This is a genomic window from Salinigranum halophilum (genome assembly GCF_007004735.1).
Taxonomy (GTDB): domain Archaea; phylum Halobacteriota; class Halobacteria; order Halobacteriales; family Haloferacaceae; genus Salinigranum; species Salinigranum halophilum.
Genome location: NZ_SSNL01000006.1, coordinates 387,719 through 412,486 on the forward strand (window position 1 = coordinate 387,719; position 24,768 = coordinate 412,486).

At 57.0% G+C, this 24,768-nt stretch carries 19 protein-coding genes and 2 pseudogenes; 7 read left to right on the plus strand and 14 right to left on the minus strand.

Annotation, left to right across the window (positions count from 1 at the left end; all coding sequences use genetic code 11):
* Positions 1 to 85: 85 nt before the first annotated feature.
* From E6N53_RS17105 to mntA, 7 genes and pseudogenes are all read right to left on the minus strand, one after another.
* Positions 86 to 2,020, minus strand: a complete 1,935-nt coding sequence (locus E6N53_RS17105) for a VirB4 family type IV secretion system protein (protein ID WP_394344769.1) — start codon at positions 2,018 to 2,020, stop codon at positions 86 to 88.
* Between the two features lie 149 nt (positions 2,021 to 2,169).
* Complete coding sequence (locus E6N53_RS17110) at positions 2,170 to 3,180, minus strand: TraC-like domain-containing protein (protein WP_142860711.1); 1,011 nt, start codon at positions 3,178 to 3,180, stop codon at positions 2,170 to 2,172.
* Positions 3,181 to 3,243: 63 nt separating this feature from the next.
* The gene (locus E6N53_RS17115; protein WP_201741178.1) at positions 3,244 to 4,641 is read right to left on the minus strand and encodes a TrbL/VirB6 family protein; all 1,398 of its coding nucleotides are present in this window, start codon (positions 4,639 to 4,641) and stop codon (positions 3,244 to 3,246) included.
* Between the two features lie 314 nt (positions 4,642 to 4,955).
* Entirely contained in the window at positions 4,956 to 5,186 is a 231-nt protein-coding gene (locus E6N53_RS21130) for a hypothetical protein (RefSeq protein ID WP_201741179.1), read from the minus strand.
* A 992-nt stretch (positions 5,187 to 6,178) separates the two neighbouring features.
* Positions 6,179 to 6,664 (minus strand): annotated as a pseudogene (locus tag E6N53_RS17125) (RNA-guided endonuclease TnpB family protein); the annotation flags it as partial.
* 531 nt (positions 6,665 to 7,195) lie between these two features.
* Positions 7,196 to 7,534, minus strand: a pseudogene (gene hepT, locus E6N53_RS17135) (type VII toxin-antitoxin system HepT family RNase toxin); the annotation flags it as partial.
* Between the two features lie 128 nt (positions 7,535 to 7,662).
* The gene (gene mntA / locus E6N53_RS17140) at positions 7,663 to 8,145 is read right to left on the minus strand and encodes a type VII toxin-antitoxin system MntA family adenylyltransferase antitoxin (RefSeq protein WP_201741181.1); all 483 of its coding nucleotides are present in this window, start codon (positions 8,143 to 8,145) and stop codon (positions 7,663 to 7,665) included.
* 95 nt (positions 8,146 to 8,240) lie between these two features.
* Between mntA and E6N53_RS17145 the strand changes: the two genes are divergently transcribed.
* Positions 8,241 to 8,879 carry an IS6 family transposase gene (locus tag E6N53_RS17145; RefSeq protein ID WP_142860713.1) on the plus strand — a complete coding sequence of 213 codons (639 nt, stop codon included), beginning with the start codon at positions 8,241 to 8,243 and terminating at the stop codon, positions 8,877 to 8,879.
* A gap of 917 nt (positions 8,880 to 9,796) precedes the next feature.
* Here the strand turns inward: E6N53_RS17145 and E6N53_RS17150 are convergent.
* The 3 genes from E6N53_RS17150 to E6N53_RS17160 all read right to left on the minus strand — a co-directional run bounded on the left by E6N53_RS17150 (position 9,797) and on the right by E6N53_RS17160 (position 15,018).
* Positions 9,797 to 11,092 (minus strand): tyrosine--tRNA ligase, encoded by a 1,296-nt coding sequence (locus E6N53_RS17150; RefSeq protein WP_142860714.1) that lies wholly within the window; start codon positions 11,090 to 11,092, stop codon positions 9,797 to 9,799.
* 1,569 nt (positions 11,093 to 12,661) lie between these two features.
* Positions 12,662 to 13,549, minus strand: a complete 888-nt coding sequence (locus tag E6N53_RS17155; RefSeq protein WP_142860715.1) for a poly-gamma-glutamate hydrolase family protein — start codon at positions 13,547 to 13,549, stop codon at positions 12,662 to 12,664.
* A gap of 302 nt (positions 13,550 to 13,851) precedes the next feature.
* Positions 13,852 to 15,018 (minus strand): ISH3 family transposase, encoded by a 1,167-nt coding sequence (locus E6N53_RS17160; protein ID WP_142860909.1) that lies wholly within the window; start codon positions 15,016 to 15,018, stop codon positions 13,852 to 13,854.
* 81 nt (positions 15,019 to 15,099) lie between these two features.
* Between E6N53_RS17160 and E6N53_RS17165 the strand changes: the two genes are divergently transcribed.
* The 3 genes from E6N53_RS17165 to E6N53_RS17175 all read left to right on the plus strand — a co-directional run bounded on the left by E6N53_RS17165 (position 15,100) and on the right by E6N53_RS17175 (position 17,614).
* Positions 15,100 to 15,666, plus strand: coding sequence for a metallophosphoesterase (locus E6N53_RS17165; RefSeq protein WP_161596586.1), 567 nt, complete (start codon positions 15,100 to 15,102; stop codon positions 15,664 to 15,666).
* A 91-nt stretch (positions 15,667 to 15,757) separates the two neighbouring features.
* Positions 15,758 to 16,474, plus strand: coding sequence for a hypothetical protein (locus E6N53_RS17170; protein ID WP_161596587.1), 717 nt, complete (start codon positions 15,758 to 15,760; stop codon positions 16,472 to 16,474).
* Between the two features lie 702 nt (positions 16,475 to 17,176).
* A complete protein-coding gene (locus tag E6N53_RS17175) occupies positions 17,177 to 17,614 on the plus strand; it encodes a DUF1810 domain-containing protein (protein WP_142860717.1) in 438 nt (145 codons plus the stop codon).
* A gap of 53 nt (positions 17,615 to 17,667) precedes the next feature.
* Here E6N53_RS17175 and E6N53_RS17180 read toward each other — a convergent pair whose 3' ends face one another.
* The 3 genes from E6N53_RS17180 to E6N53_RS17190 form a co-directional block, all read right to left on the minus strand.
* Positions 17,668 to 18,339, minus strand: a complete 672-nt coding sequence (locus E6N53_RS17180) for a metallophosphoesterase family protein (RefSeq protein ID WP_142860718.1) — start codon at positions 18,337 to 18,339, stop codon at positions 17,668 to 17,670.
* 259 nt (positions 18,340 to 18,598) lie between these two features.
* The gene (locus E6N53_RS17185; protein ID WP_142860719.1) at positions 18,599 to 19,345 is read right to left on the minus strand and encodes a hypothetical protein; all 747 of its coding nucleotides are present in this window, start codon (positions 19,343 to 19,345) and stop codon (positions 18,599 to 18,601) included.
* Positions 19,346 to 19,366: 21 nt separating this feature from the next.
* Positions 19,367 to 19,642, minus strand: coding sequence for a hypothetical protein (locus E6N53_RS17190; protein ID WP_142860720.1), 276 nt, complete (start codon positions 19,640 to 19,642; stop codon positions 19,367 to 19,369).
* Positions 19,643 to 19,821: 179 nt separating this feature from the next.
* Here E6N53_RS17190 and E6N53_RS17195 point away from each other — a divergent pair, with 179 nt between their 5' ends.
* The 3 genes from E6N53_RS17195 to E6N53_RS17205 all read left to right on the plus strand — a co-directional run bounded on the left by E6N53_RS17195 (position 19,822) and on the right by E6N53_RS17205 (position 23,318).
* Complete coding sequence (locus tag E6N53_RS17195) at positions 19,822 to 20,370, plus strand: metal-dependent hydrolase (RefSeq protein WP_142860721.1); 549 nt, start codon at positions 19,822 to 19,824, stop codon at positions 20,368 to 20,370.
* A 204-nt stretch (positions 20,371 to 20,574) separates the two neighbouring features.
* The gene (locus tag E6N53_RS17200) at positions 20,575 to 22,602 is read left to right on the plus strand and encodes a Bax inhibitor 1 family protein (protein ID WP_142860722.1); all 2,028 of its coding nucleotides are present in this window, start codon (positions 20,575 to 20,577) and stop codon (positions 22,600 to 22,602) included.
* Positions 22,599 to 23,318, plus strand: coding sequence for a hypothetical protein (locus E6N53_RS17205; RefSeq protein ID WP_142860723.1), 720 nt, complete (start codon positions 22,599 to 22,601; stop codon positions 23,316 to 23,318). The genes E6N53_RS17200 and E6N53_RS17205 overlap by 4 nt, the downstream gene beginning before the upstream one ends.
* Positions 23,319 to 23,399: 81 nt before the next feature.
* Here the strand turns inward: E6N53_RS17205 and E6N53_RS17210 are convergent, their stop codons facing one another.
* Positions 23,400 to 24,761, minus strand: a complete 1,362-nt coding sequence (locus E6N53_RS17210; RefSeq protein WP_142860724.1) for a DUF389 domain-containing protein — start codon at positions 24,759 to 24,761, stop codon at positions 23,400 to 23,402.
* Positions 24,762 to 24,768 lie beyond the last annotated feature (7 nt).

Below are 24,768 nucleotides of genomic sequence, written 5' to 3' on the forward strand. Positions count from 1 at the left end.
CACCGTCGAAAACTGTGATCGGGCATACCTTGTGGTATTTCGTGCTCTCCCTCCGTCTGGGTCGCTCCCATGCGACTAGATTCATTCAACCCGACTCGTCGGGAAAGCCCTCCGTCAGCACCCGTTCTTCGAACGGACTCGGCCGAACACGAAGCGGGAACCACCCCTCCTCGTCGATACCGAGTAACGCCTCCGCGTAGCCATCATCGCTATTCCCAGCGTTCGCCGTCCGGACCCACTCCACCTCACGCTCCGATAAGCCAAACCACTCCGCCAACTTCCCAGCCTCCTCATCGACGCGATGAACCAGCGTCATCGAACAGAGATTCGCAATCGTTCGTGCCTGGGGGGTGAGCGCGAACTCCCCACCAGTCTGTGTGAGAAACTGCAGTGAGAGGTCGTGATGGCGACTGTGTCTCACCGCAGTCTCCAGAAACTCGAGAGAGGTCGAATCACCCAGCAGATAGTGCGCTTCGTCGATCACGAAGACGACCCGCTTGTCTGTGCGTTTCGCGCGCTCGTAGACTGCTTTGAACAGCACTTGCATCATGAGACTCGTCCGATGCTGCCCACGTGTTCCTTCGCCCTGCTGTAAGTCGAGATACAGCACATTGGAGTCGAACGCGAACTCGGTCGGGCGAGATAGGTGCGCGAGGTCACCACCACGACGAAACGACGGCCGGAGGTCGATCAGTAACGACTCCGCCTGTGACTGCACCCGTGCTTGCTCCGCTTCGGTTCGATACCCGAACGACGCCGGCGTTGCAATCATGTCTTCCAAGACAGCGAGGACGTCACGAACGGTCGGCGAGGCTCGCGTGTGCGTCGAGAGCTCTTTCGTGATGCCCTGCCGTTCGTACGCGTCCTGAACGGCGCGCCGAAGCGTCTGTGTCCGCTCACCCAACGGATTCCCCGCAACGGTCTCGAAGAACGTCTCGAAGAAACTCATCACCCACGAGAGTTGCTCGGCCCAGGGGTCCATATCGGGAACTGACTCGAAGACGGCGCGTGGCGTCGCCGTCATCTCCAGGGGGTTGAACGCACGCGTGCCTCCGACGGTCACACGCTCGCCCCCGAGCACGTCATTCAGCTCGCGGAATCCATCGAGCGGGTCGAGCATGACGATGAGTGTCTCCTCGTCGTACATCGCTCGCCTGAGCAGGTGCAACTTCGTCGAAAACGATTTGCCCGCACCGAGTTTCCCGATCACCATCAGACAGGAACCGGTCTCTCGATTGAATCGGTCACAGATGAGCGGGCTCTCGTTTCGCGCATACGTTCCGTACTCAATACCCGCTTCAGCGAACGTCCCCGAAACGAACGGGACGGTCGCACCGAGTGCACCCGCAAGCATCGGCGTCGTCGTTTCGAACTGCTCGGCCAGACGGTCGACCCCGACCGGGCTCGCAGAGACGAGTGCATCGAGTTGTGCCCACCGCGGCGTCACGGGCGAGAGGTTCGCCGGTGACTGTCGCGCCACCGTTCGGACGTCCGTGCCGTCGACCTCTCGTTCCGTGTCGTACCGCGACGTCAAGTACATCGAGACATCGAACGCCGTCGTCGGCGTGTTCCGAAGGACGTCGTACAGTTCGCGGTGGTCGTCGAGGTCCTTCTTGATGCCACGAGCACCAGCTCGGCGTCGCGAGGCGAGAAACTCGAAATCCGCCTCGAACGTCTCGATCTGATTCTCGAGACCATCCAGCGTCGCCTGTGTCTCTCTCGGCTCGATGTGTAGCGAGATGTCGGTTCGCCGTGTCTCGGGCGCGGCATAGAGGCGCTCGAACAACCCGTCGATAGGCAAATCCGGAAACTCCCAGATCCACTGCGTCTGTGTCCACGCTGCGCCTGAACGAACAGCATGTGGCAGACACTCCAACGCCGATGGAGCGACGAGTCCACGCTGAACGTGAGCTGGTGAGCGAAGCGGTCGGGTACTCGGCGTGGAGACGACGTCGATGTCGACAGGGTTGTCGGTCTCGTCGCGACCAACACGTCCGTCGACGCACGCTCTGTTCGGCATCTTATCGACGTCTTCCACCCGGGCGTCGTAGATACCGCTCGTATCGACCCCACCAGAGGAACGCACTGAATTGGAATTGGAGTCTGAGTCGACGGGAGCCGAATCGGTCGTTCGAGGACCGAACGGAAGCCGCTCGCGAAGCCACCGCCTCATTTCTGCCTCCCGTTCAGACAGCGCCCGGCGATAGCGTGTTGTGTCTCCCCGTACCGAACTTCTTCACCCTCCCAGAACGTCGCGATAAGCTCTGTCGCCTCCGAGACGTCGAGTCGACGTGCGTCACATCCTTCGATCTGCGAGAGGCCGTGTTCGACTCGCGTGAGTCGGTCTGAGAGTGCGTCGACCATCGCCTGTCGCTCCCCGTCAGGTCGTGGTGCGAATCGCTCGATGATGCCCCCGATGACCGCAATCGAGGAGAGCGTTCCAACAAGTCCGTCGCGCTCGAACCGAACCTCCGATGGGGCGACTGAAACGACCACGTAGTGATCCCGACAGGTCAGTTCCCGCGTGGTTCGGCTGTCTCGATACCACGAGACGTACTCGTCGATCAGTTTCGCGAGGCGAGGGTTCGACTCGACAGAAGGGTCGTCCAGACGTGATTCGTACTGCTGAAGATACGCATCGACTGGGAACGGTCGCGTCGTCGAATACACCTGGATTGGGAACTCAACAACGGCATTCAGAAAGTCGCGGAAGCCGTTTGCTTTCCGTCGCCACTCCGCGTTCGTCGCGAGTGCCATCGGCGGCGGTGTGACCGCGATGAATCCCACGAGTGCACCATCGGTTCGTTCGATGACCCCGTCACCCAAGTGGAGCGCTTCGACCTGGGTGTGTTCCGTTGCTGCGTCGTGGGGCAATCGAGTAGACCGGGTTTGAAACCCGGTCACTAATCCAACCCACTGGACGGTCGTGAGATGCGCGGGCGTGAGCGCGACGACGAGCCCACCACACGCAATCGCGAGACACGTGAGTGGGAGCGTCGCTTCGGTGACACGATATCCACCGACGGTCATCGTCGGGGAGACGAAAAACTGCATCACCATGATGACGATGACACCAGGAATGACCCCTACTGTGAGGTCCGTGAGCGTGTATGTCCCGATGGCGTACGTCTCGGAGTCGATGGTCTTTGGGATTCGTTTCCCAAGGTCCGACGCGGTCATTCGACACGCACCTCGCGATGGGTCGCGGAGGCCGTCGGGTCGACGCCAACTGAGTCGAAGCGTTCAGTCATCGCGCTCCTCCGATCCAGGCTGTTCCGAAGAGACGGAGTCGTTCGAGACAGGGTTCGAATTCGACCTGAGGTCGCTCCACAGAGACTCCCAGTCAGCAGTGTCGCTGTCGTGGAGACCCTGAGAGTCTGCACCGTCATTGAGTCCTGGTTCACGATGGCGATCGGGGAGTGCGGATGCATCCGCCCAATTGTCCATGCTGTCAGAAACTCGGGTCGTATCCGACCCGTCAGCCACGTCGTCCACCCCCGAGCGAATCTCGTTTCCTCCCCGAGAAGCAGTTACCTCAATGCCGTCTGCAGCGTCCACCGTCGAGGTCCACCGACTGGAGTGCTCAGTCGTATCCAGTCGTGAGGTCGTAGCACTCGAGCTGAATCGCTCGCGTAGTGACGACGCACTCGACCGGAGGCCGCTCCCGAGACGGTACCCCCGCGACGACGCGCCCCCAGAGTCGAGAAGCAGTTGTCCATCGCTTCTGATCGGCGGTTCGTCACGAAGACCGCGAGTGGCGTTCCGACCAGTCTGTGCGGCGGTCGCGCCGTGGGTAGCCAGTTGTGCTGCTCGCTCACGCGCTCGCAGCCCTGAGGCGTGTCGGGACATATTCTCGGCGACGAAGAAAATCGCGCCAGCCTGCCAGACCAGGATGAACGGCGAAACAACGGCGACGACAGGGATTACCAGCGCGGTGAGCCACTGTCCGAACCCATCGAACGAGACCGTCGCAGAGCGTCCGAGCAAACCGCCGAGACGAAACAAGAGTGCGACCGGGATGACCATGAACAGAAACGGGACGTAGAAGCTCGCCAGTCGCTGTGCGAATCGCGAACTGTATCGGAACGGTCCGACGCCAGGAATCCAACAGACCATCAACAGCGGCATCCCCAGGACGAATCCATAGAGGACCAGCTGTCGGATGAAATAAATGAGTGCGATCAGGATGAATATCACCAGATCAACGCTCAAGGAGACGAGGATACCCAGGAGTCCAATACTCGAAAACGAGAGCGTCTGGAACAGCGAAATAGAAGAAAGATCGGGTATGATGAATCGCGCCAGCTGGTCAGTGAGTTGCAGCGAGAAGGCTGCAATCCACCACCACGAGAGGACGCCCAGCAACCCGACGAATGCTCGGCGCTTCAGATGTGCGCGATGAAAGCCGCTGAACAGGTGACTCGTCGATTCGAGGAGGATAACCACCCCGACAGCCAACCCGAACACCAACAGCGCGAGCGGAATCACCGTCTCCCAGTAATACGCGTGAATCGCGTCCCACGGAGCCGTCTGTGGCTCGCCGAAGACCGTCTCTGGATGGGGTGTCGAGACGAGCAACTGGAGGAGGCCGTGGACGTGATTCTCGATTAGCCCCTCGACCGGCGAAAAGAGGGTCGTCAAGAGGCTCGTCAACCCCTCGACGATCGCCTCACTGAGAGCCCCACCGTCGGTTCCGTCGCTTGCACGACCACCAGAACCGGTTGGCGAGCTGTTCGTTGGAGTGGAGTTTGTTTGCTGTGCCCGTACGGGGCGGGTTAGAACTCCGAACGTGACAAGGCCAATCCAGAGACAGACTCGAACACGTGAGCGAGCACAGGCGAGGAGTCGCGAGTACCATACTGGACAGCTGTGACGAATCGACAGCGGCGGTCGGTACCGACTACTCAGCGATCGAGCGCTCGATAGAGTAGCGTTCCCTCTCGAACAGGTGTCGATTAGAACGTGCAACTCGCACCACCTGCAACGATCGAGTTCAGAATGAACTGGATGATGACGGTCCCAAGCGGTGCGACGACGACACCCCAGACGATGCCCTGGTTCCGCAGTTCTTTGATCTCGCGTTTGTGATCTGAACGCCGAACGACCGACAACCCAACAGTCGCACCGAGTGCGACGACGCCGCCAATGAGCGGCCCGCCGAACTGGATCACGGTGAAGATATTCATGACCGTCTCTGCGAGGGCGGTCTCACAAAGCGACGCTCCGGTCGACTGTGCGAGTACTGGATCGGAAAGCAAGATGACTCCGAACAGCCCGAGCCCTACCTTCCCACTCGTGATGAGACTCCACTGACGAGAGTGGCTTTCGAGCGATCCGGCAAGGCGAGACTGCAGAAGCCGCCACATCTTCGAATCCAACCCAGGAATCATTGGCTTCCTCCTCGACCACTGTGTTCTACCACAACAGACTCGCTCGAACCGCACGGTTGCTCGTGTGACTGAGCGTGCGGTACCATGGATCTACTGCGACGATATGCGGTTGCACAGGCAATCGGAACACCCGTACGGAACTGTCTCCGGTTCATCGAGGCGGGTTGGCGGCGGTATCTGATTTAAACCTGCGCGTGGAGCAGTACGCCCCTCTCGATCGAGACGTCCGGTGTCGTGCAGTTGGGTGCCGAGCGGGTGAGTAGAGGCGCAAACGATGGCGGTGAGCCATCGAACCTTCCCCCCCCATCATCGATGTGTAAGTCCCCACGAGAGGGTGGGGGGGTGAAAGAGCCAAACACTGTCGAAAGGCTATCATCAACCGATGTGACAGGGAAGAGACCCAGCATCTGCCGATTTCTCATCCGTCATGCGGAGAACTATTGTCTGACGACTTTTTATATAATTACTGTTAGTATCAGGTCTGTAGTATCAAATGGGTGAGAGAAAAGAGATGACTCTCCTCGATCACATTACCGAGGGCTATTCACACCACCGTTCACCGTCGTTGTTCTCTCTCCCATCCGATATCGTCTGTTTCACCGTCTCACGGACGAGGTTTTCAGCGTCCATTTCCCCGTCTCTCGGCGGTTTACACATCGATGACAGGGGGAGTGGGTGCGCCGTCCGACAGCGACGCATCCAGAGAGACAAGACGCACGTCGTGATGCGCTCGAGACAGGTGGACAGCCCCGTCTATCAGAGACATTCCTTGTCTGATCTGATCACTCCCGGTAGTGAAGGGTAGCACCAGTCGTCTCGTAGTCCTCGTTCGTGAGATACTGCGAGTGGGGCGTGTCATGGCTTTCGTCGGGAAGTTGGTATCCGACGGTGACGCGCCCATCAACGGTCGAGAGCGTCGCGTGGTCATCGTAGAACGTGGCGTTGCGGTGGTTGTACTCGCAGAACGGCGTCCTGAACGTCGGCAAAGACGCCGAGTCCCCTTGCATCCACTTCGCCAGAGTGCTCTTGAGGGCATCAACAGCACGGTCGCGTGCAGACTGCACGTGGTTGCTGTGCAGCTCCGTTCGGTCACGGACGTCGCTGTACGTCTCTTCGTGGAGTACGCTCTTGCGAGTCTCGACCCACTCGCCGTCGTACGCTACGTCGACGACGTAGTTCGCAGCGTCAAGGAACTGTCGGATCGTCTCGTGAAGAAGGTCCGCGTCGCGCTCGTCGACGTCAAGTTTGACGGGAACAGTACGACGGACCTCCATACAACATCACAATACATACTATGTGCTTAAGAGATACGGGAATCAGCCTGCTATCGTAGAGCGTATCGTTCACAAGTGTCAGTTTCCTCCTGCGCCTAAAGGCGCAGGTATCCACCTCGTATCTCTATGAGGGCGCGATTTGATAGCGTATACATTCGCTCAGAACTCGAGCGCATCGGCCAGCAACTCGACAACCCACTCACCGTCTTCTTGATTGGCGGAGGATCAATGGCGTTTCGCGGACTAAACCAGGAATCGATACCGACGGGAGTGCGAAAAATTCTGGTGGCTCACTCGTCTTCGAGTGCGGCGTAGATCTCTGCGTGGCGGCGTCGGTCAAGTGTCCCCATCTCGAGGGCGATCTGGTGGCGGTCGGCGTCACTCTCGGCTGCCTGATACCGCTCGTATAGTCAGCGAACTTCTTACTGTCGTCGAGGAATCAGTACTGGACACCATCTCTGTATCTGAAAGACTCATTAGGCCCCGAAATCAAGTTGGTCTCCCCTCAAACTGGGCTGACACCTGCATAAGCTACGTCTGCTCGTCAACGTCGAGCGCACCGATCGAATCGAGGTATTCGCGTATCTCGACGACGAACGTTCGGTACCGTTCGAGGTCTTGCAATGCGTTGTAGACCACGTCGTGGTCGATAATTCGTCCGTACGTGTGCGCAAGGACGTTTCGAAAGCGGGCACCCTGCGCCATCTGGCCAGCAGTTTTTGATGAGAGGATACCGATTTCGTCGAGTGCTCGCATCGATGCTGGATTGCTTCGTGGTGGCTGTCCACGCTCGTGCTTGACGAGTTCTTCACCGATGTCGATCGCTGCCTCTGTCATTTTCACGAACCGACGTTCGACGATATCTTGCGTATCCGGGTCGTGTTTTTACTCCTCTCGAGTGAGCTGTTGCTTGCGAGCGAGTGTCCCAAGACTCTCCTCAATTGTCTCAACAGCAACGAGAATACGATTGAGGCGGTCTGCTGGGAACACGTCGTCAGTCATCGCTCATCGTCATGCCCATCGGTTGCTGTGACGGCAGAACCACCGAGATGGTCATCAATCTTTGCGAGTGCACTGTCGAAGCGCTCGCGTGGAGATTTGTCGGTCGATGATGTGTCAGTCACTCGCCGTTGGAGGTCCTCGGCATGGGCCACATCGCCGACAAGCAGAACTCCTTCTTCGAAGACTGACGTAGCAACGTGTGGTGAGAGTGTGTGGATGTCCACGAGGTCTACGTCGTCCGTTCCGAGTGCATCGATTAAATCCGCACTGAGGCCGAAAAACGCGTCGTTGTACGCGGGGTCCTCACGGTCGATCATCTCAAGTTCCACTGCGATATCGATATCACTCGTTGGATGTGTCGTTTCCGTGGCGTAGGAACCGAAGAGGAGTGCGCATTGCACCGAATGCTCCTGTAGAATCGCTCGAAGTGTCTCGAGCGGAAGGGAGTCATCGATGTCTGCTGACTCAACGGTTCTCATCATCATGACCCACGTGCCTGTGTCATATAAAGCCTCAGTCACTCCGGTGGGGTCGTGTTAAGTTAGGAATGAGGCGGTTGATGTTCGAATGTTCTATGCCCGAAATCAACCGCCTCAGTCGAAACACCGAGTGGATTGACTTGGAATTTGTGGAGCGACAGCGGACACCCGAGTTCGCGATTCAAGTGGGTATTCAGCTCCATCTTGCTGGTCTCTCGCTTTCGAACACCAAACAATATCTTGAGAGGTTGGGTGTCGAACGAAGCCGAACTGCGATTCACGACTGGGTTCGGAAAGCCGGTCTACAGCCCGACAGTGACGTCTCTCCGAATCAAATCGCGGTTGACGAGACGGTGATTCGCGTCAACGGCCAGCGCCACTGGCTGTTCGCTGCAGTCGATCCCGACACGAACCAATTCCTCCACGTTCGGCTGTTTCAGACGCGTACAACGCAACTCACCGTGCTGTTTCTTCGTGAACTCCGTGAGAAACAGCACCTCTCAAACACCACGTTTTTGATCGATGATGCGGCTCATCTCAAAGCTACACTTGATCGACTCGGCCTCCGATTTCGCGTGAACTGCCATGGAAATCGGAACAGTGTCGAACGTGTCTTTCATAAGGTAAAACGACGAACCTATTCATTTTCAAATACGTTTTCGAACGCACGGTTGCCGACCGTGGATTCGTGGCTCAAAGCCTTCGCCGTCTGGTGGAATCGATGCCAAAGTTAACACGACCGTTTATATTTCCGCGTCGCCCAACTCATTTGATTCGGCTGCAGGCCTCGCTGATGGAGTAGAACTCAAGCTAGACTGGGCGCACGCAGCCGAGCTCGGCGAAAAAACGCTGTCCGATCGGTGTCATCAACAAGAGGTCCCGACTGAAGCTATCAAGAGTGTCCACCTGCCCCCAGGCAAGGACAAACGACACGGGATGTCGATCGCCCCCGGAAATATCGGGAGAATCACGGACTGTACCCACAACGCCTTCGGCGACGAACTCTCTCCGGAGTGGCTCACTGTCCACTCGGCCCGTCGATTCGGCTATCGAGATCACGTCAAGCGACTCGCGAATATCACTGAACTGACTGGATACTCGATCGCCATGGAGAACACGCCGGACAGCTCGTACTTTCACGCACCTGAAGAACTCGCCGTGTTTGCCCTCTTGAGCGTGACCGTCGATCAGCTTGGAGAGACACATCTACTCGTCGATACGGCACACGTCGACAGCGATAGACGACGGTACGCCGTCGACGAGACAGTGATTACTAAAATCGTTGATCGAATGGGGCCCGAACTGGCCGACCGGCTGGAGGCCGAACTTCGGGAATTCGTGGGCCACAATCTGGCCGAGGCTAAGGAGACGCTTCCACGGAGCGATCCGTGGCGCCCTGTACTGACAACGCTGTTCGCTGTCGGTGGGTCCCGTGTTCGGGCACTCCATCTGAACGACCCGGAATCGGACGGACTCCCAGACGTTGGACACGAAAGCGCCGACGGATTGGATCACGTCCTTCGGTACTGCTGTGAGCCGAGGTTGTGGTCGTGCTCGAAGCCGGTCCTGCGACGAATGCCGAGATTCGCGAGGTCGTTCACTGGCTACGCAACAGGATGGAACGGTAGTGCAAGCGCCACCAGAACTGTCATCACCCCTGTTCGGCTAACACCGCTTCCGCTCTCCGACGGAGAGCAGGATGTGGACTGGTTTCTGTTCGTTGCTCTGCAACCATCTCGAAGGCACGGTCGATATCACAGCCCTGTTGAATCCCAATAGCTGCTGCAGCAACGGCGACGCTCCGGGAGGCACCCGCCGAGCAGTGAATGAGAACCCTTTCACCAGACCGGAGATTCTCAAGTGTCGCACGGACGGCTCGCTCGAACGTCTCTCGATCGTTCTGTGGGCCGTCTTTCATCGGGAGCTTAGTCACGTCGATTCCAGGTGGATACCCTCTATCGGGGTCTCCGTACGTAAGAGAGACGATGGTAGTAATCTTATGAGTCTGAATCGAGGTTCCATCGCCCGCGTCTTCCATCGCGCCGACGAAGAGGTTGTCTGCAATGCGGTCCATAAGACGTTCCTCCTTCCGCCTAAGGGTGTGTAAATGTGCCCGAATGCTGAGCGTCCCTACCGATCGAACGTCTTCAACAGGAGCGCGCTGTTCTCTGAAGTACTCTCGGACCGGTTGCAACGCCTCGTTGATTCCGGTGGCAACGGCTTGCTTGAGGTCGGCGGGATGGAGGTCACCACTGCGGAAATCCTCAACGAGTTGTGCGGGACGGTCGTAGTGGACGTTACCACCGTATTTTGCCGGCCGCGTCACGTGGCACTCTCCAAGTTGTGGGAATCCGAAGTGGGTCGCGTACTCGAGGACCGGATTCTGCTCCACTGCGTCTGGTGGACAGTAGGCCTGTTCGATGGCTTGTGTCACCTGCTCCGGGGAAGCCCATAGCTCTATTCTCGATTTCTCGGCCGCGTGCGTCCTTTCGGCGTCTGGACCGGTACTCAGTGGGGTGAACAGGAAACAAACCTGTTCTCCGCCCAGTTGCGGGAGCAACTCTCGAGTGAGCATGTAGACGTGACGCTGGTCGCTTCCACCCAGAGCGAGGTCGACGTTCAGATGCTCACAGTCGAGCGACTGCATGACCGGGTACGTGAGCGAACCGAGTGTCGGGGCGTCACCACGGACCACTTCCGACGCCGCACGCTCCACACGATTTCCCGTCACCATCCCAAGCGCACGGTATAGGTCGTCAATGTACGCTTCCAAGCGCTGGAAACTACTTCCCCGGACGAACGAGGCGTCGTCAAGACCGAGCAGTTCGAACACGGTCTGGTAGACCCCGGCGCGGCAGTCCATCTCCCCCCATGGATACTTCTCGTCGTCCAGGTAGGCGTGGAGATTAGCGAGCAACACGGTGTGGTCAAACCCGTGACCGAACAATCCAACTGCTTCTCGATCAGTCGGTAGTGGCCGAGATGTGGCGGTCCAGTGGGCACAACCCTCCGGTAGGATTGAGGAAAGTCTTGATTACAGACGTCTCAGAACTCCTCTTCAGTGACAATTTCTGTCGTGTAATTTGATAAGTGGTTAGGACTCATTGACTTCTGCCGGTAAGAGAGTGGTTGATTCACCCGCACGTTGCTCCCACTGTGGGATCCTGGGATACCATTCGGTCGCGCTCCAAACCCAGGAACGCACCGTACAAATTTAGCCACGAGCGTCACAAACATAACTATGCCAGCGACATCAGGCGCCTCTCACGGGGCAGCCGCGTTCGTGACCCTCATCACCGGTACGATACTGTCGAAGTTGATCTGGGATCTTGTACCGCCACTCGGACAGGTATCCTTGTTCGTCATCGGATGGCTACAACGGGTAACTGGGGCAGGCCTTCCCGTGAACGAACAGTTCGCCGGAGCTGCCGTTGTGATGGTTGGGTTATCGTTTGTGTGGGGAGTCGTCTATCACCTGGGACGCCACGCGTGAGTGGCGTATCCGCTTGAAGAATGTCAGTGTGAGGTGAACGAGACATTATGAATGCGCAGACGAATGTGCAAAGAGGCGCTTGACCGGCGTGTTAGGTTTATACACTGCCAAACATAAACTTCGTGTGAGGACACTCGTTCCGTTACCGCTCCTTTACTCCGCTATGTCGTCGTATCGGGACATCAGGGGGGTTGTTGACGAGTAGTTCACACAGCGGCCTCGTCAGCTAGAACATCTGCTCTAATCGGACTACCAGATCCCCCCGATGGAGCCACCGTCGATGTCAGGAGACCCCGGATGAGAAGCGAGTAGCACTATTGGTGGGGAGCGCCGACTGTGAGACAGTGGAACTGTTGATGCTGGAGGCCCCGTCCAGTCGGCCAAGTCCTCGTACTGAGAACCGTGGTTGAATAATCGGTCGAGATATCGAATCAGAATAGTTTCTATCATTATATTAAACAACAAAACATTATATTTCACGATGGGACCTTGCATTCTCAAGTAATTCTAATTGAATAGTATCTGATTCCAATCAGTTCTAACTTACAGTTACAGATGTACTGTTGTAACTAGGTTTGGCATTGTCTTTCGCATGTAATCGTTAACCAGACGTAATAATAAAGTTGTATACTATTGTGGTCTTGGCATATTTAATATCAACCACACAATATGAATGTCCGTGTGCCATATCAATGAGTCGGCCCAGTTCGCGTTTGGAGCCGTGATTTACCATATATGAGATGACCCCCGCTGGTATCGCATTTGACTCACCGAGGGTCGGTTCTTCCCATCGTCAATCACGTCGACGTCGTATGCCGCCTCTAGATTCCTGTCTCGTGGTGACCCCAATGCTTCCACGGCAGAACACTCTTGATTCTATCTGGTACCTTCGTCCGGGCGTACGCCTTTTGACCGTGCTGCTTAGGCGTGTGATCGAGCGCAAAAGGAATCGGTACACCAATCAACGTCGAGAGAGCGAGCGTTCGTCAAGAGTCAACGATGTAACTGTATCTCTGAATTGACTCACTTTTCTAAATCAATCCGCTCCGAGAATACGTCGAACACGGTCTGCGCCACTTTCCGCCTGTACCGGTAACACGTCCCAGGAGTGAGTTCGAGTTGAAGACCACCTTGTTTGGACAGATAGTTTACGCTATTGGTATCACTCGTGCCAGCCCACATCATCTCGTCTAGTTCATCAACGACGGTCTTCCCCGTTCGTTCCCGCAGTAGCTCCGCGATCTCGATGCGAATCTCATCGTCGACTTGCCCCCCGACACCGATGTAGTACTCATCACGCTCTTTGTCTTTTCCTTGCATATGGAATGAAACACAGTAGTCGAACCGACGATCAGAGAGTTGCCGCAACCCTGGGTATGAGGGAATGGACTGGCAGGGCTTTTTGATATGCCATCTGGTAAAAGCGTCCTTCGCTAAGTCATTATTGAACCCATGACACATCCACACCGAACTGGAATACCCATTGTTTTGCATCGCGTTGTGGCTCCGAATCGCGATGTCGTCGGTGCCAAATTCGACGTCGCCGCCGTGGGGTGCGATGAAGAGAATCTCATCTTGTTTGCCGTCGTCCCACACTGTCTCAGTGAATCCGCCTGTTCGCCTGGCCTGCAGGTAGTCTTCCTGAGGAACAATCGGAGAAATCGTTATTGTATCACCTGGGGAACTACCGAGACGCTCTCGCCCCTTTTTCGCCGTTCTGAAAGGATAACTCGAGTTCTCGTGAACCTGATCGACAATATAGTACGCCGCCTTCCCTTCACACTCAACCCGAATATGATGGTTTGGCTCCACACCTGTGGTCATCTGAAGTTCCCGCGAGAGGCTACATCGTCTCCCACGATTTTTCAGCCGAGTCTGGTCTGAGCGTGCCTTGTAAACTTGTGTTTCCATGCGATTTCCTTGTAATCTCTACTAAATAACAGTCCAATACTGTATCGATAGCTGATTCAAAATTGTCACAGTCCAACTGAATCGATGAAGCTGTCTCCTGCTGCTTGAAACGAATATTCAGTACCTCACAAAGAATCCTCGGCTAGCTGTTTCTAAAGCCTGAGTTCTGTGGCGGAGCGGTTGCACTGGCGGTCTCGACGTGAGAATTCTGGGCGAACCGATGGAGAGCTGTCGCTGTCGGCGGCAGCCGCCGCCGACGCGACAGCGTCGCCACTCACACCGCTGGCTAGCCCAGTCGGAGATTACCGGCTAAACCGGTCGTCCGGTGGCCGGTTTGCGGGGACGGCCCGACGCGTCGCGAGGGCCGTCCACGCTGCCCGTCGCATCATGTTGGTGAACTCCTTGTACGGCCACTCCCAGAGGCGACGCCCCCCACGGCGGGGCGTCGCCACATACTCCCAGTGCAGATACCGCCACACGTTCTGTAACACCAAACTCACCACGACGTACAACAGCCGCACGACCGGATTCTGTGTCGTAGTCGTCGCAATCGTTTGCTCGGAGAGCCGATAGCTTGCCTCGATACCGAAGCGTTTCGCGTAGTGGTATCGAGCGTCTCGTGGAGTGTTGATGAACGGCGCGTCAGCGGCATAGCCGTGACGCGCCACCCCATGCTTGTCGTACCGCTCGTTCAGGTACGTACAGTCGATGTAGACGGGAAACTCGACGGTCCAGCTGTGACCGTCGAGTTTCGCCGTCAGGTCATGCCGAATCACACGACTCCAGCCTTCCGAGAGTTCTCGCTTGATCGTCCGTCCCCAGCGGACGATCGGCATGACGTACGCGTGGTTGTGTGCCTGAAGTAATGTCAAACACTTGCTGTCGTAGAATTCGCGGTCAAGGTAGACGGCCTTGACGCCGAGGTCAAGGCCGTCGAGGATACCGAGAAACTCTGCGAGGACGCTGCTGGCGGTGTCGCCGTCTTCGAGACGGCGCACCGCCAGCGTGTAGCGTTTGTTCTTCACGCGTGCGTACAGTGTTGCGTACGCGTGGAACGCGGTGGTTCCACGCTTCGCTTCCGAATGGTAGAGACCCTCTGTATCGTCTTCGTCACCGTAGTAGGGCCGCAGGTGGAGGTCCGCAACGACCTCCACCTGCTCGGGGAGGACGTCGAGAACGTCCTTCTGGAGGAGCGTGTTGCCGACTTGTTCGAGCGTCTCAAGGTCGAACTTGGTGCGGAGATGGTAGAGAACCGAGTTTTCGTGGGGTGCATCTTCGCTTTTCTTACAGAGCGTTGAGACCGAGGTCCCGTCGGCGCACGCGCCGACGAGGACCTCGTAGATGTCTTCAGCTTCGAGCTCGGCGTTTTCAGCGAGTGTAAGAGCAACTTCCTCGTCAAGGGAGTTGACGAGGAAGTTAAGGAGCTGGTCTTCGTGGATTTCACCGTCTGCTTGCTGGGTCTTAGGCACACCTTCTGCAAGCAGACGTCTCAACTAACCGGCTTTGTGATGTACTGATATTGAATACTGCTCTGGTCTCAGAGGTCGTTCATGACCCGGTATCTCATCTCCGACCTTCATCTCGAGCATGCCAACATTATCGACTACTGTGACCGGCCGTTCACTGATGTGGAGGAAATGAACGAGGCCCTCGTTGATAACTGGAACCAGACTGTCGATGAGGATGACGAGGTCATCTTCGTTGGCGATTTAGCGCTTACACGCGGTGAGGACCAAGTCTGTGAGTGGATCGCTCGCCTCAACGGTCGTCTTGTGTTCATTCGGGGAAATCACGATTCACTCCGAGATGGTATCGATGGACTCGGAGCGCACGAGTGGTATGTTCTCTCTCATGGCGATTGGAGATTCCTCTGTACACACTGGCCTGAAAAGGTCCCGCAGGACTGGGATGGCTGGGTGGTCCATGGACACCATCACGACAATCACCCGGACCAATTTCCGTTCATCGACCCCGAAAACCAACGAGTAAACGTCTCCGTCGAACTGCTCGAATACACCCCACTCAACATCGACCTGCTCACCAATTACATCGACCTGGACAAACGATTTGCCGACGTGAACGATGCGAGACAGGCCTGGGAAGATCATAAGAAGTGATGATTATTGCCGGACTGCAATCCCTCGAAAGAGAGTTGAGAAATGACAGTAGTAACTTCCATCACAGTCCATTTTGAATAGGGAGACCGCTATGTCGAGGGGAGAGGAACGGGACACGGCTGGTCCTCCACGGCGGTGGGTAGAATCGTTCTACGACAGTGAGACCGAAGTCCGGAGCGTGCTGGACGACCTCAGAGAGGAGCATCTACTTGGTGAGTACGGGACGGTCAGAAACCGACTTCGAGCCTTCGCAGAGGCAGAAGACGGCATCTTCCGGATCGTCGCGTTCACCCTCCTCGATATCGAGACGTTCTACGAGGATCTCGAATCCCAGTACGGGGAGGACCAGTCCGCACCGACCGACGATCTTCGAGCGCTCGGCGCGGAGTACGACCGTCTGTCTGACGAGTTTGAGTTGGTCTTCGCAGAACGGACGCACGAGTTGCAGAACCCGATGCCGGTCCTCAGGCGAGGGTTTAGATACTCGGAAGGGTTGAGTTTGCCTCGACTGGATTACGACCTGTATTCGGGGAATGTCAAACTCTGTCAGTTCATCCATCCACCCTCACAAGCGCTCATGCTTGCCCGCGGTGTTGTCGCCAGTACCTGCGACTTGCTGGAGCGGGTAGCGGAGAATAACGACGACATCTCTGAGACGGAACGAGAGCGGCTTGCAATGGTGTACGAGAATCTGGAAGAGGAACTCTCTCGCATGGAGGTCTACGTTGACCGAGGAGATGAGGAGTCGCTGACAGACGTCGATAGCTCAGAGGAGGTCGAAGCGTATCACGATTGGTCGTTCTACTGATTCGGATAGGCGAATTTGAATTCGAAGCTGCAGAATTTAAAATAGCATTTTTGAAGAGGGTACCATTTCGGTCAGAGTACTAAATTAGGAGCCATCGAGAAGTTGAGTACCAGTTCGCATGGGCAATAAGACCTCCTCAATACGCGAGATTACCCGGTTGAGGTCGTACTCAACACGGTGCATCTCGATATTCCCTTCCTCCGTATCCAAGATTGCATACGCCGCATCCGGACTCCCGACTGATGTCGGCGGTAGGACGCTCATCAAGGCCCACCACCATCCCAGACTGACTGTTGGCGACGCCGTTCGGTGTGAAGATGTGATCAAGCGCTGGTACAATGGTGACCCGACGTTCGAGACATGACAGGATACCACGTTGACCATCGCAGATCGACCAATCGACGACGCACCGACAGCCAACGACCGTGTTCGGGTAAGTAGGTGATGTCGAGAACGTAGCCACGTTGTATCAGTAGCGAACCGTAGCGCGGCGAGTCCTTTCGGATTCAGAACTCAGACACACCCTTTTCGGCACGACCTGTGGGGAGAGTGATCTGGCCTTTGAGAGAATCTCGGTGGCTCATAGGTGTTAGTTTACCGACTGCTCCAAGATTCCGTTGACTAATGACGAACTCAAGAACATCGAGCTCGGTCCCCGGACCTCTTTAGCAGTGAACCTCCTAAGAAATATACAGAGAGAATATGACACGCTCGGATGATCCACATAACCTGCAACGGTTCGTTGAGACCCAGGAATCCGTAATAGAAGAGGTCAAGGAAGAACTGCGGTCAGGTCGTAAGCGGACCCATTGGATGTGGTACGTGTTCCCTCAGATGGAAGGGCTTGGTCGCAGTCAGATGGCTCAGCGCTACGCGATATCTTCCAGAGACGAAGCTGAGGCCTACCTAGTCCACTCGATACTTGGGCCACGGATTCGTGAGTGTACGGAGATCGTGAACGCCGTTGAGGGGCGCTCTGTCAACGACATATTCGGATCACCGGACGACCTGAAGTTTCGCTCCTCCATGACACTCTTTGATGCGGCCGCGAAAGACCCGACCCCATTCAGAACGGCTCTAAAACGGTATTACGACAACGAACCCGACCCGAAAACATTAGAGCTACTGGAGGATGCCTGAAACGCAAACCAGCGTTCGGACGTCGTTGACGTCACTCTGATCGTCGCTGCAGATCAAGATCCATCGAGAAGCCGGGCACCAGTTCGCTTGGGAAGACCGACTTCCTCGACACGCGAGATGACCCGGTTGATATCGTACTCGACACGACGCATCTCCACATTTCTCTCCCCTGTGTCCAAGATCGCATACGCCGCATCCGAATTCCCGTCTCGTGGCTGGCCGACGCTTCCAGGATTGACGATTAGACGGTCGTCGATGACAGCTTTGTGCTGAATGTGGGTGTGTCCGATGACGATTCCTTCGTGATCATCGAGGTACGGCCGCATCTTCGGGAACTCGGCCGGCCGAACGTACCGGTCGAGTTTGTGTGGATCTGGGTGGCTGTGCGCTAACTGATAGGTGTTGTTCGTGAATACGGTTCGTGGCGGCAGGTCCGCAAGCCACTGTCTCTGTTTTGCGGTCAGCTCCCCTCTAGCATACTCCAGTCCGGCTCTCGCCATCTCGTTAGCCGCGTACCTTTCAGGAGTTTCTACAGTCCGGTCGTGGTTCCCCTGGACGACGAGCGAACAGACGTCCTGAACACGGTCAACGCACTCCGCGGGCCATGGGTTGTACCCCACGATATCGCCGACACAGATGATAGTATCTACCGCATCCATGTCCTCAAGAACTGCTTCAAGAGCGGGAAGGTTGCCGTGGATATCCGAGAGTAGACCAATTCGCATAGCAACGGGTTGGGTGTCCAGTCGGGAAATAATGCCGGTCAATTGTCTGACGGAACTATATGTTTCTGTAACTCGCTACACCTGAGCATGCAGGACTTTTTCGGAGAAGGTGGATACCCGCTCAGCCGAGAAAAGAGAAAGAAGTTAGACATGTGGTGTTCCACCTGCGGTGGCGAACTGCACTGGGTGTCGTACGAGGGTGGCGTCGAAGTAAGAGAATGTGTCGACTGCGACTGATGCAGTGACCTCCGAGACGCAGTCACTTTCGCAGGAGTTGCTCGCGCTCTTCACGTTCAGCCTCAGCGATCAGGAAGCGTTTGACGTGCGATTTGTCTTGGTACCGTGGGTGGATGCGTTGGTCCCACAATACGGGCGTATCTTCGTAACGCGACGAGGCTCGTTGGCCTAACCGGTACATTTCGTCCCTCGAGGCGCGTTCCCCAGCACACCTGAATAGTAGCACAGAATCCGGTGAGTCGATGCTCGTTCCGCGAGTGAGGATGGTCTCTATCTGACTATCGACCTCGACGGACAGTGAAGCGATCCGCGCTGACCCGGTACTTAAGATGATGTCACCATATCCCAGATTCTCGACCATCGGCGGGAGCATACACTCGAAGAAGTCCGCGACCGTGCTCGAGACTAACTGTTCTGATTCAGACCAGACCTCATCGCGAATCGGGACGAGGAGGTTCGTACTCTCGAGGAGTTCGCCCGGCCGGTCTGTGGTTCCACTCAACAGGCAGATCGTACGGGACTCAGAAGATGAGAGAACGGTCGACACCCAATCGGGAACGCTCGTCTCGCGGAGGTCGCCAGTAAGAAAACAGAAGTCGTAATCGGACACCTCGTCCGCTACCGATACTGCTTCGGTACCGCTCAAGATGGTCTGGATGTTTGCGGCGGTCGCTGTGTCGATCGCTCCAACGATGCCGCTCCCGCGCCTGCCCACACCGACAACCGAGACCGATGGTTCCCAGAACGTTTCTCCAGGCTCTGTTGACACGACTCGTCCTTTTATTCCGGGCTACAATAAGTCGTGGTGTCGGAGTGGAGGAATGTCTCCGACATTGTAGCGGGTCGTCGAGACGACCGCTTCGCCGAGGGTTACCTCGATGGTGAAGGTGTGGTTGTAATCCAGCCACGGAATCATATCCGGGAGGAACTCCGTGTCCCCGGCACCGACCGTCTCGGTTTCGACGACGGGCGTAAAATCGCCGGTGATGGAAACCATGATTGTACGAGGTGTCGCGTCCTCGTTCGTGATGATAGTGCTGGGGGCCTTCCTAGTTGAGCCCGCCATCCTGAGTGTCCGGCGCCATTTCCGCTGGGCGTGGATTGGGCTCGCCGTCCTCTGGTTCGTTCCCGCCGTCGTGCCACCGTACCTTTGACACTCTCACCGCTCGCCTCGCTCTTTGTGTGAACTGATCGAACAGTTGACATCACCGATACGATTTAATTCGCTCACCACGGTCTTCTGGTATGGAACGACGAGGTCACTACGGGATGACCCTGCTTCTCGGAGCGGTCGCAGTCCTTCTGTTGAGTGTCCCTGCCGGGGTGCTCTCGACACTTGTCATGCTCTTGTTCACGACGCTCCCAGACAAGGACCAGGTGGTCTCAGTCCTCCGTCATCGAGGAGTGACGCACACCGTGGGTTTCGCCCTGCTGGTCGCGTTCACGGTCCCCAGTACGGTCGCATATCCGATTCACGTGCTCCAAGAGCTCGTGATCCAGTTCGGCGTGCTTCACGAAGTCCTCATCAACCCTCACCACGTGTGGCAACTCCTGTGTATCAGCATCTTCGTGGGGCTGACTGGACACCTCGGGGCGGACATGTTGACCAAAGGAGGCGGGTACAGAGTCCGGCCGTTCTGGCCGATCAGCAAGCAGACGTACGCCGCGGGCCTGTGTACCTCGGACGACGAGCGGTGGAACACCGGGTTGCTCATGGGCGGGGCAACAGCGTTCTCCGCCTCGGTCGTCCACGAACTGTACGACGTGTTGTTTCCGGGGATAGTGGCCATCTGAGGACGACAATCCGCCTAGACGCGCGGACCGAGCGTTCGATGACGATAATAAAACCCATCAAGTACACAAACCGTCCGAAATGTTCTCATACATGTACGTTTTTTTGCCAGTAACGATGAATCAGGAGACCGTACCGAGGCTACAGATTGTATGATCCCAGCTCAAGCTCGATGGAAGGAGAACTCCGAACTGCGGGAGGCCGTCATGGGTACGGGTCTCTTGTTCGGAATCGTCTCAACGACGTTTCTACTGGTACATGAGGTCTGGGTCCCATCGTGGAACGAAGGCCTCCTACTCTCCGGGTCGTTCGGGCTCCTCGTCGGACTCTTAGGGACTGAAACCGCAGCATACGCGCTCGTTCTCGGCCTATGGGGTGGCGTGGTGTTCGTCTGGCTGTACGATACGTACAAGCGGTATCTCGTCTTCGCTCCGGTCGCGTTTTCGCTAGTCATCGTGGGAGCGACTATAGACGGACTGCAGTCGTCACTTGGTATGACGTTCGAGGCAGGAGTGCTCGTGGGCGCTGGGGGGTTGGCCGGTGTGCAACTCGGAGGAATCCAGTTCGTGAAGTACGCGACAGGCCGAAACACCCGACTCATGGACAACCCGCCTAGAGCGCTCAAACGAGCTCCCACCTTTGTGTTCGGTGCGGTTCTCATCGGCGTCGTCGGGGGCCTCATCGACTTCCATCTGTTCGTCGGGTCGGCGAACTCGTTCTCGACCAGCACCGGGCTCGGGGCGGTCCCTCGACACCTGCTGTTCGCGGGCGTTCTCGTGTTCTGTTTCTACCTCTCGACCGAGTACGACAACGAGTTCCGTATCGTCCAGATCGGTCCTGAACGGTCGGGCAAGACAGCTGTCATGGGTGGGCTGTTCCTCCACGTCGACCGGAACTTCCAGCAGGAACGGCACAGCGCGCACATCGACACAATCAGTGCGAAGATCAGTAACCACAACGAGTTCCCTCCTCGAACGGACGAAGGCGACTTCAATGTGCTCCAGTTCAGCTACCTCTCGAATCGGAAAATCCTCCGAAAGAAGAACACTGTCACCGGGATTGACTATCAGGGAGAGCTCATCATCCCGAACGAGAACGAGAAGTCGTTGGCCGAAGAGGTCCGAACGCATCGAGAAAACCAAGAGTCTTCGGATGGCGTTGTCGCACGAGTACTCGCCGTCGTCACGAACTATCTGTGGTTCCTCGGATCCGAGGAGCAGTGGGAAGACGTGTTCGATAAAATCGAAGAACAAGGAGAGGAGATAAACGCGGAGTATCTTCGCATACAGTTGGCGAAGCTGATCGACACGGCTGACACCGTGGTGTTCACGGTCCCACTCGACGACTTCCTGACACCGGTCGTCGAACGAGGAAATACCCCTGTGTACTTCCCGGTCTTCGAAGTCGAACGGCTTGACGAGGGACGCCTCTCCGTCAGGATCCCGGAGACCGAAGACCCCGACGACTATGACGGCAACGCCGAACCGGGAGAGTGGGTCGTCGTAACCCGAGAGAGCGGGCAACTCGTGTACGAGGAGTCCGGTGAGCCGGCCACGCGGCTTGACGAGTTCGAATCGTTCGAGGACCTCCCCTCTCTCGGTGAGGACCGGGCCTACTACGCCCCGGGACAGAAGCAACGCGCGGATTCACAGGCCTACAAGAAGGCGTACGAGGACCTGATTGGTCTACTTCGGACCGACCGGACGAAGTCGTTCGTCTGGGTGACGACGATGGCCGACCTAGTCTTTCAGGACTTCAAAGAGATGCACAACGGCGTCGATAATGCTGAAGAAGCCGACCGTAAACTCCCCGAGATGCAGAGTATTCGTACCGCAACAAACGACACCGAAGTTTTCAGTGAAACGCCGGAGAACGTCGTACGGGACGGGTCGACAGGGCAGAAGCTGTACGCCAAATGGATTGCGAGACAGTACATCGACAACAGATGGAACTACGACTTCGACAACATGCTGGCAGATACCTTTCAGGAGTTCGTCTATCCGCTCTGGTTCGACATCGATCACAACTCACAGGACTCGGACGGACTCAATATCCAACTCTCGAGAGACGAGCCCGTCCTGAAAGGCTCCGAGCAACTCCTCCGTCGGTTCGAGGGCAAAGATCTCGTGGACAGAACGCCACTTCGTAACGGTGAGTCGGACGTCACGAAAGCGTATAACGCACTGTTCGAATACATGAGCCAGACGGATTTCGATGACAATGACGACGAATGACCGTCCGGAGAATCTACGCGGCGACGACCGGTCAGTGCCTGGTTCGCAACACCGATGACGTCGATGAGGAGGAACGCTCTCGCGTCACTCGCGACTTTGAGGCCGGCGTCCGACTCGTTGTCGATTCCGACCATCAGGAAGTCCGTGGATTCGTCCCCGCGATGCGTTCGACGAGTGAAGCGCTTTTCGCCGTGACACAGTTCGACCACGAGTCGAACGCGAGTCCACTCGATACGCTTTCCGCAGCCGTAACCGAAGAGTTCGAGAAACGGCCCCACTGGAGGCTCCGCGAAGACACCCCTGAAGGGGCGTTCATCCGGCAACTCGCAGACCCTTCGTCCGAGACAACGTTCCCAGAAGGGTTGCAGGAACTTCTCGACGCTGACCCGTCGGACGACACGCCGGTAACGGTCGCTGTTGGCGACTTCACGGCTGCGGCTAACGTGGTTCGCGCGATCGAACAGCTCCAGGCGAGAGGCCACACCCCGCGACGAACCGTCGTCGTCGCGGTGTACGAGAGCGTCGACCACATCAACTACGACGTGCTCTGTCTGGTCCGTGAGCAGACGAGTGGCGTGAGCGTCATCGACGACGCGACCGGGGAGTCCGGAGAGACGCGAAAGACAGAAACACGAGCGGAGTCACCCGTTCTCGACGAACCATCCACGCCACGGCGACTCCTCGACACGCTCCGTTGTCTGTTCGGACGCGACTGACGACAGGGCGCCTCGATTCTCCGCAAGGGGTCTCTGTGACTGGTTACGAAACACCGAGCGAAGAGCGGGTGGCGAACACGCTCACTTCGAAATCTCCCGGAGTAGCGTCTCGAACCCTCGGACCTGGTCCTCGCTGAAGCGGTCGACTGGGACGACGGTACAGGAGTCGAGGTCGAGACGTCGCTGGATTCTCGCCACGAACTCGTCCGATTCGACGGCATGACCGGTTTGAGTGGCCTCGGAGGCGGCCTCGGTTGTCGCGACGACCACATCGGTTCGAAACGAGTCCGCGTATCGCTTACAGATGTCGGCGTAGACGTCAACCTCGACCGGTCGTCCTTCCTCAGCAGTCGGGGTCGGACTCACGAGGAGAACGGTCCCGGAACGATCCATCCGAGACAGTACATCGCCGGTGGATTCGGTGAACTCTCTACGGACGACGGACGGGACCAGTGTGATCCAGAGGTAGCTTCCAACCCAGTGGGCGATCCGCCCGGCAAACCGCAGTGCTGGATGTTGTTCACCGTATCGCCGGTCGACGGAGCGGAGGTCCCTCGTCGTCCAGCACTCCGACTCGAGTATCACGGTCCGTTTGAGTACACGGCCGGCCGGCGAGACGAAGCCGAATTTCACGAGACTCGTGAATCGCTTCTGTAAATCTCGCATATTGCCCGAGTGTTGTGCGCTGTTCAGTTCGCTGTCCCCTTCGATCGGAAAGCCGTGATACTCCGTCTCCGCAAGACCGTACAACCCGCCGATGATGTAGGGGTGGTACCGACCTTCGGACTGATCTGCAGGTGAGATGACCACGATTCGACGCTGGTAGTCGTACGTCGTGAACACACCGAGGAAGAACACGAACAGCACCGACGAGCCGAGAACGACCAGCCCGTCGGAGGAGGATGGCACGACGAGCACGTAGTTGACCGAGTTGAGGACGACGACTGCGCTGATCGAATAGAAGAACGCGCCGGTCGCTGCCGGGAACTGTACCCAGCGGAACTGCTCTCTCACACCGAGGTCGTCCGGTCGCTTGATACCGTAGAAGCGGGATGCCGACACCCCCGTCGCAAAGCCGAGTAACAAACCGATGAGGAACGCGACTGGTGACCGGCCGATAGTCGCGAGGATCCGACCGGTGTTTTGGACGATTGGAAAGAACGCGATGGCGAGGACGGCCAACGTGAGCACTCCCTGAACCCGTTTCGTCCCGTCTAGGAGAAACAGCAAGGCCCACGCGAGTACCAGCCCGCTGATGAATGCGACTGGAATGTCAAGGTTCCCGGCCAGCGGGATGGCGAACACAGCAAGGAGGTCGTGAACGATCCCACCCGCACGCCAGAGGTCGCTCGCGGCGTTGCTAACAGGGTCGACCGACACGCCGAGAACAACCAGCGATCCGACGACGACAGCTGCCTCGAAAGCGTCCTTACGGCTAACCATGTGACTC

Bases quoted from the DNA above. Each gene is read 5' to 3' on its own strand.
- E6N53_RS17175 (WP_142860717.1), top strand. From the start codon at position 17,177: ATGACACGCTCGGATGATCCACATAACCTGCAACGGTTCGTTGAGACC.
- E6N53_RS17200 (WP_142860722.1), top strand. From the start codon at position 20,575: ATGGGTACGGGTCTCTTGTTCGGAATCGTCTCAACGACGTTTCTACTG.
- E6N53_RS17170 (WP_161596587.1), top strand. From the start codon at position 15,758: ATGTCGAGGGGAGAGGAACGGGACACGGCTGGTCCTCCACGGCGGTGG.
- E6N53_RS17155 (WP_142860715.1), bottom strand. From the start codon at position 13,549: ATGGAAACACAAGTTTACAAGGCACGCTCAGACCAGACTCGGCTGAAA.
- E6N53_RS17165 (WP_161596586.1), top strand. From the start codon at position 15,100: ATGACCCGGTATCTCATCTCCGACCTTCATCTCGAGCATGCCAACATT.
- E6N53_RS17110 (WP_142860711.1), bottom strand. From the start codon at position 3,180: ATGACCGCGTCGGACCTTGGGAAACGAATCCCAAAGACCATCGACTCC.
- E6N53_RS17105 (WP_394344769.1), bottom strand. From the start codon at position 2,020: ATGCCGAACAGAGCGTGCGTCGACGGACGTGTTGGTCGCGACGAGACC.
- E6N53_RS17195 (WP_142860721.1), top strand. From the start codon at position 19,822: ATGGAACGACGAGGTCACTACGGGATGACCCTGCTTCTCGGAGCGGTC.
- E6N53_RS17145 (WP_142860713.1), top strand. From the start codon at position 8,241: ATGCCCGAAATCAACCGCCTCAGTCGAAACACCGAGTGGATTGACTTG.
- E6N53_RS17190 (WP_142860720.1), bottom strand. From the start codon at position 19,642: ATGGCGGGCTCAACTAGGAAGGCCCCCAGCACTATCATCACGAACGAG.
- E6N53_RS17180 (WP_142860718.1), bottom strand. From the start codon at position 18,339: ATGCGAATTGGTCTACTCTCGGATATCCACGGCAACCTTCCCGCTCTT.
- E6N53_RS21130 (WP_201741179.1), bottom strand. From the start codon at position 5,186: ATGAATATCTTCACCGTGATCCAGTTCGGCGGGCCGCTCATTGGCGGC.
- E6N53_RS17205 (WP_142860723.1), top strand. From the start codon at position 22,599: ATGACCGTCCGGAGAATCTACGCGGCGACGACCGGTCAGTGCCTGGTT.
- E6N53_RS17210 (WP_142860724.1), bottom strand. From the start codon at position 24,761: ATGGTTAGCCGTAAGGACGCTTTCGAGGCAGCTGTCGTCGTCGGATCG.
- mntA (WP_201741181.1), bottom strand. From the start codon at position 8,145: ATGAGAACCGTTGAGTCAGCAGACATCGATGACTCCCTTCCGCTCGAG.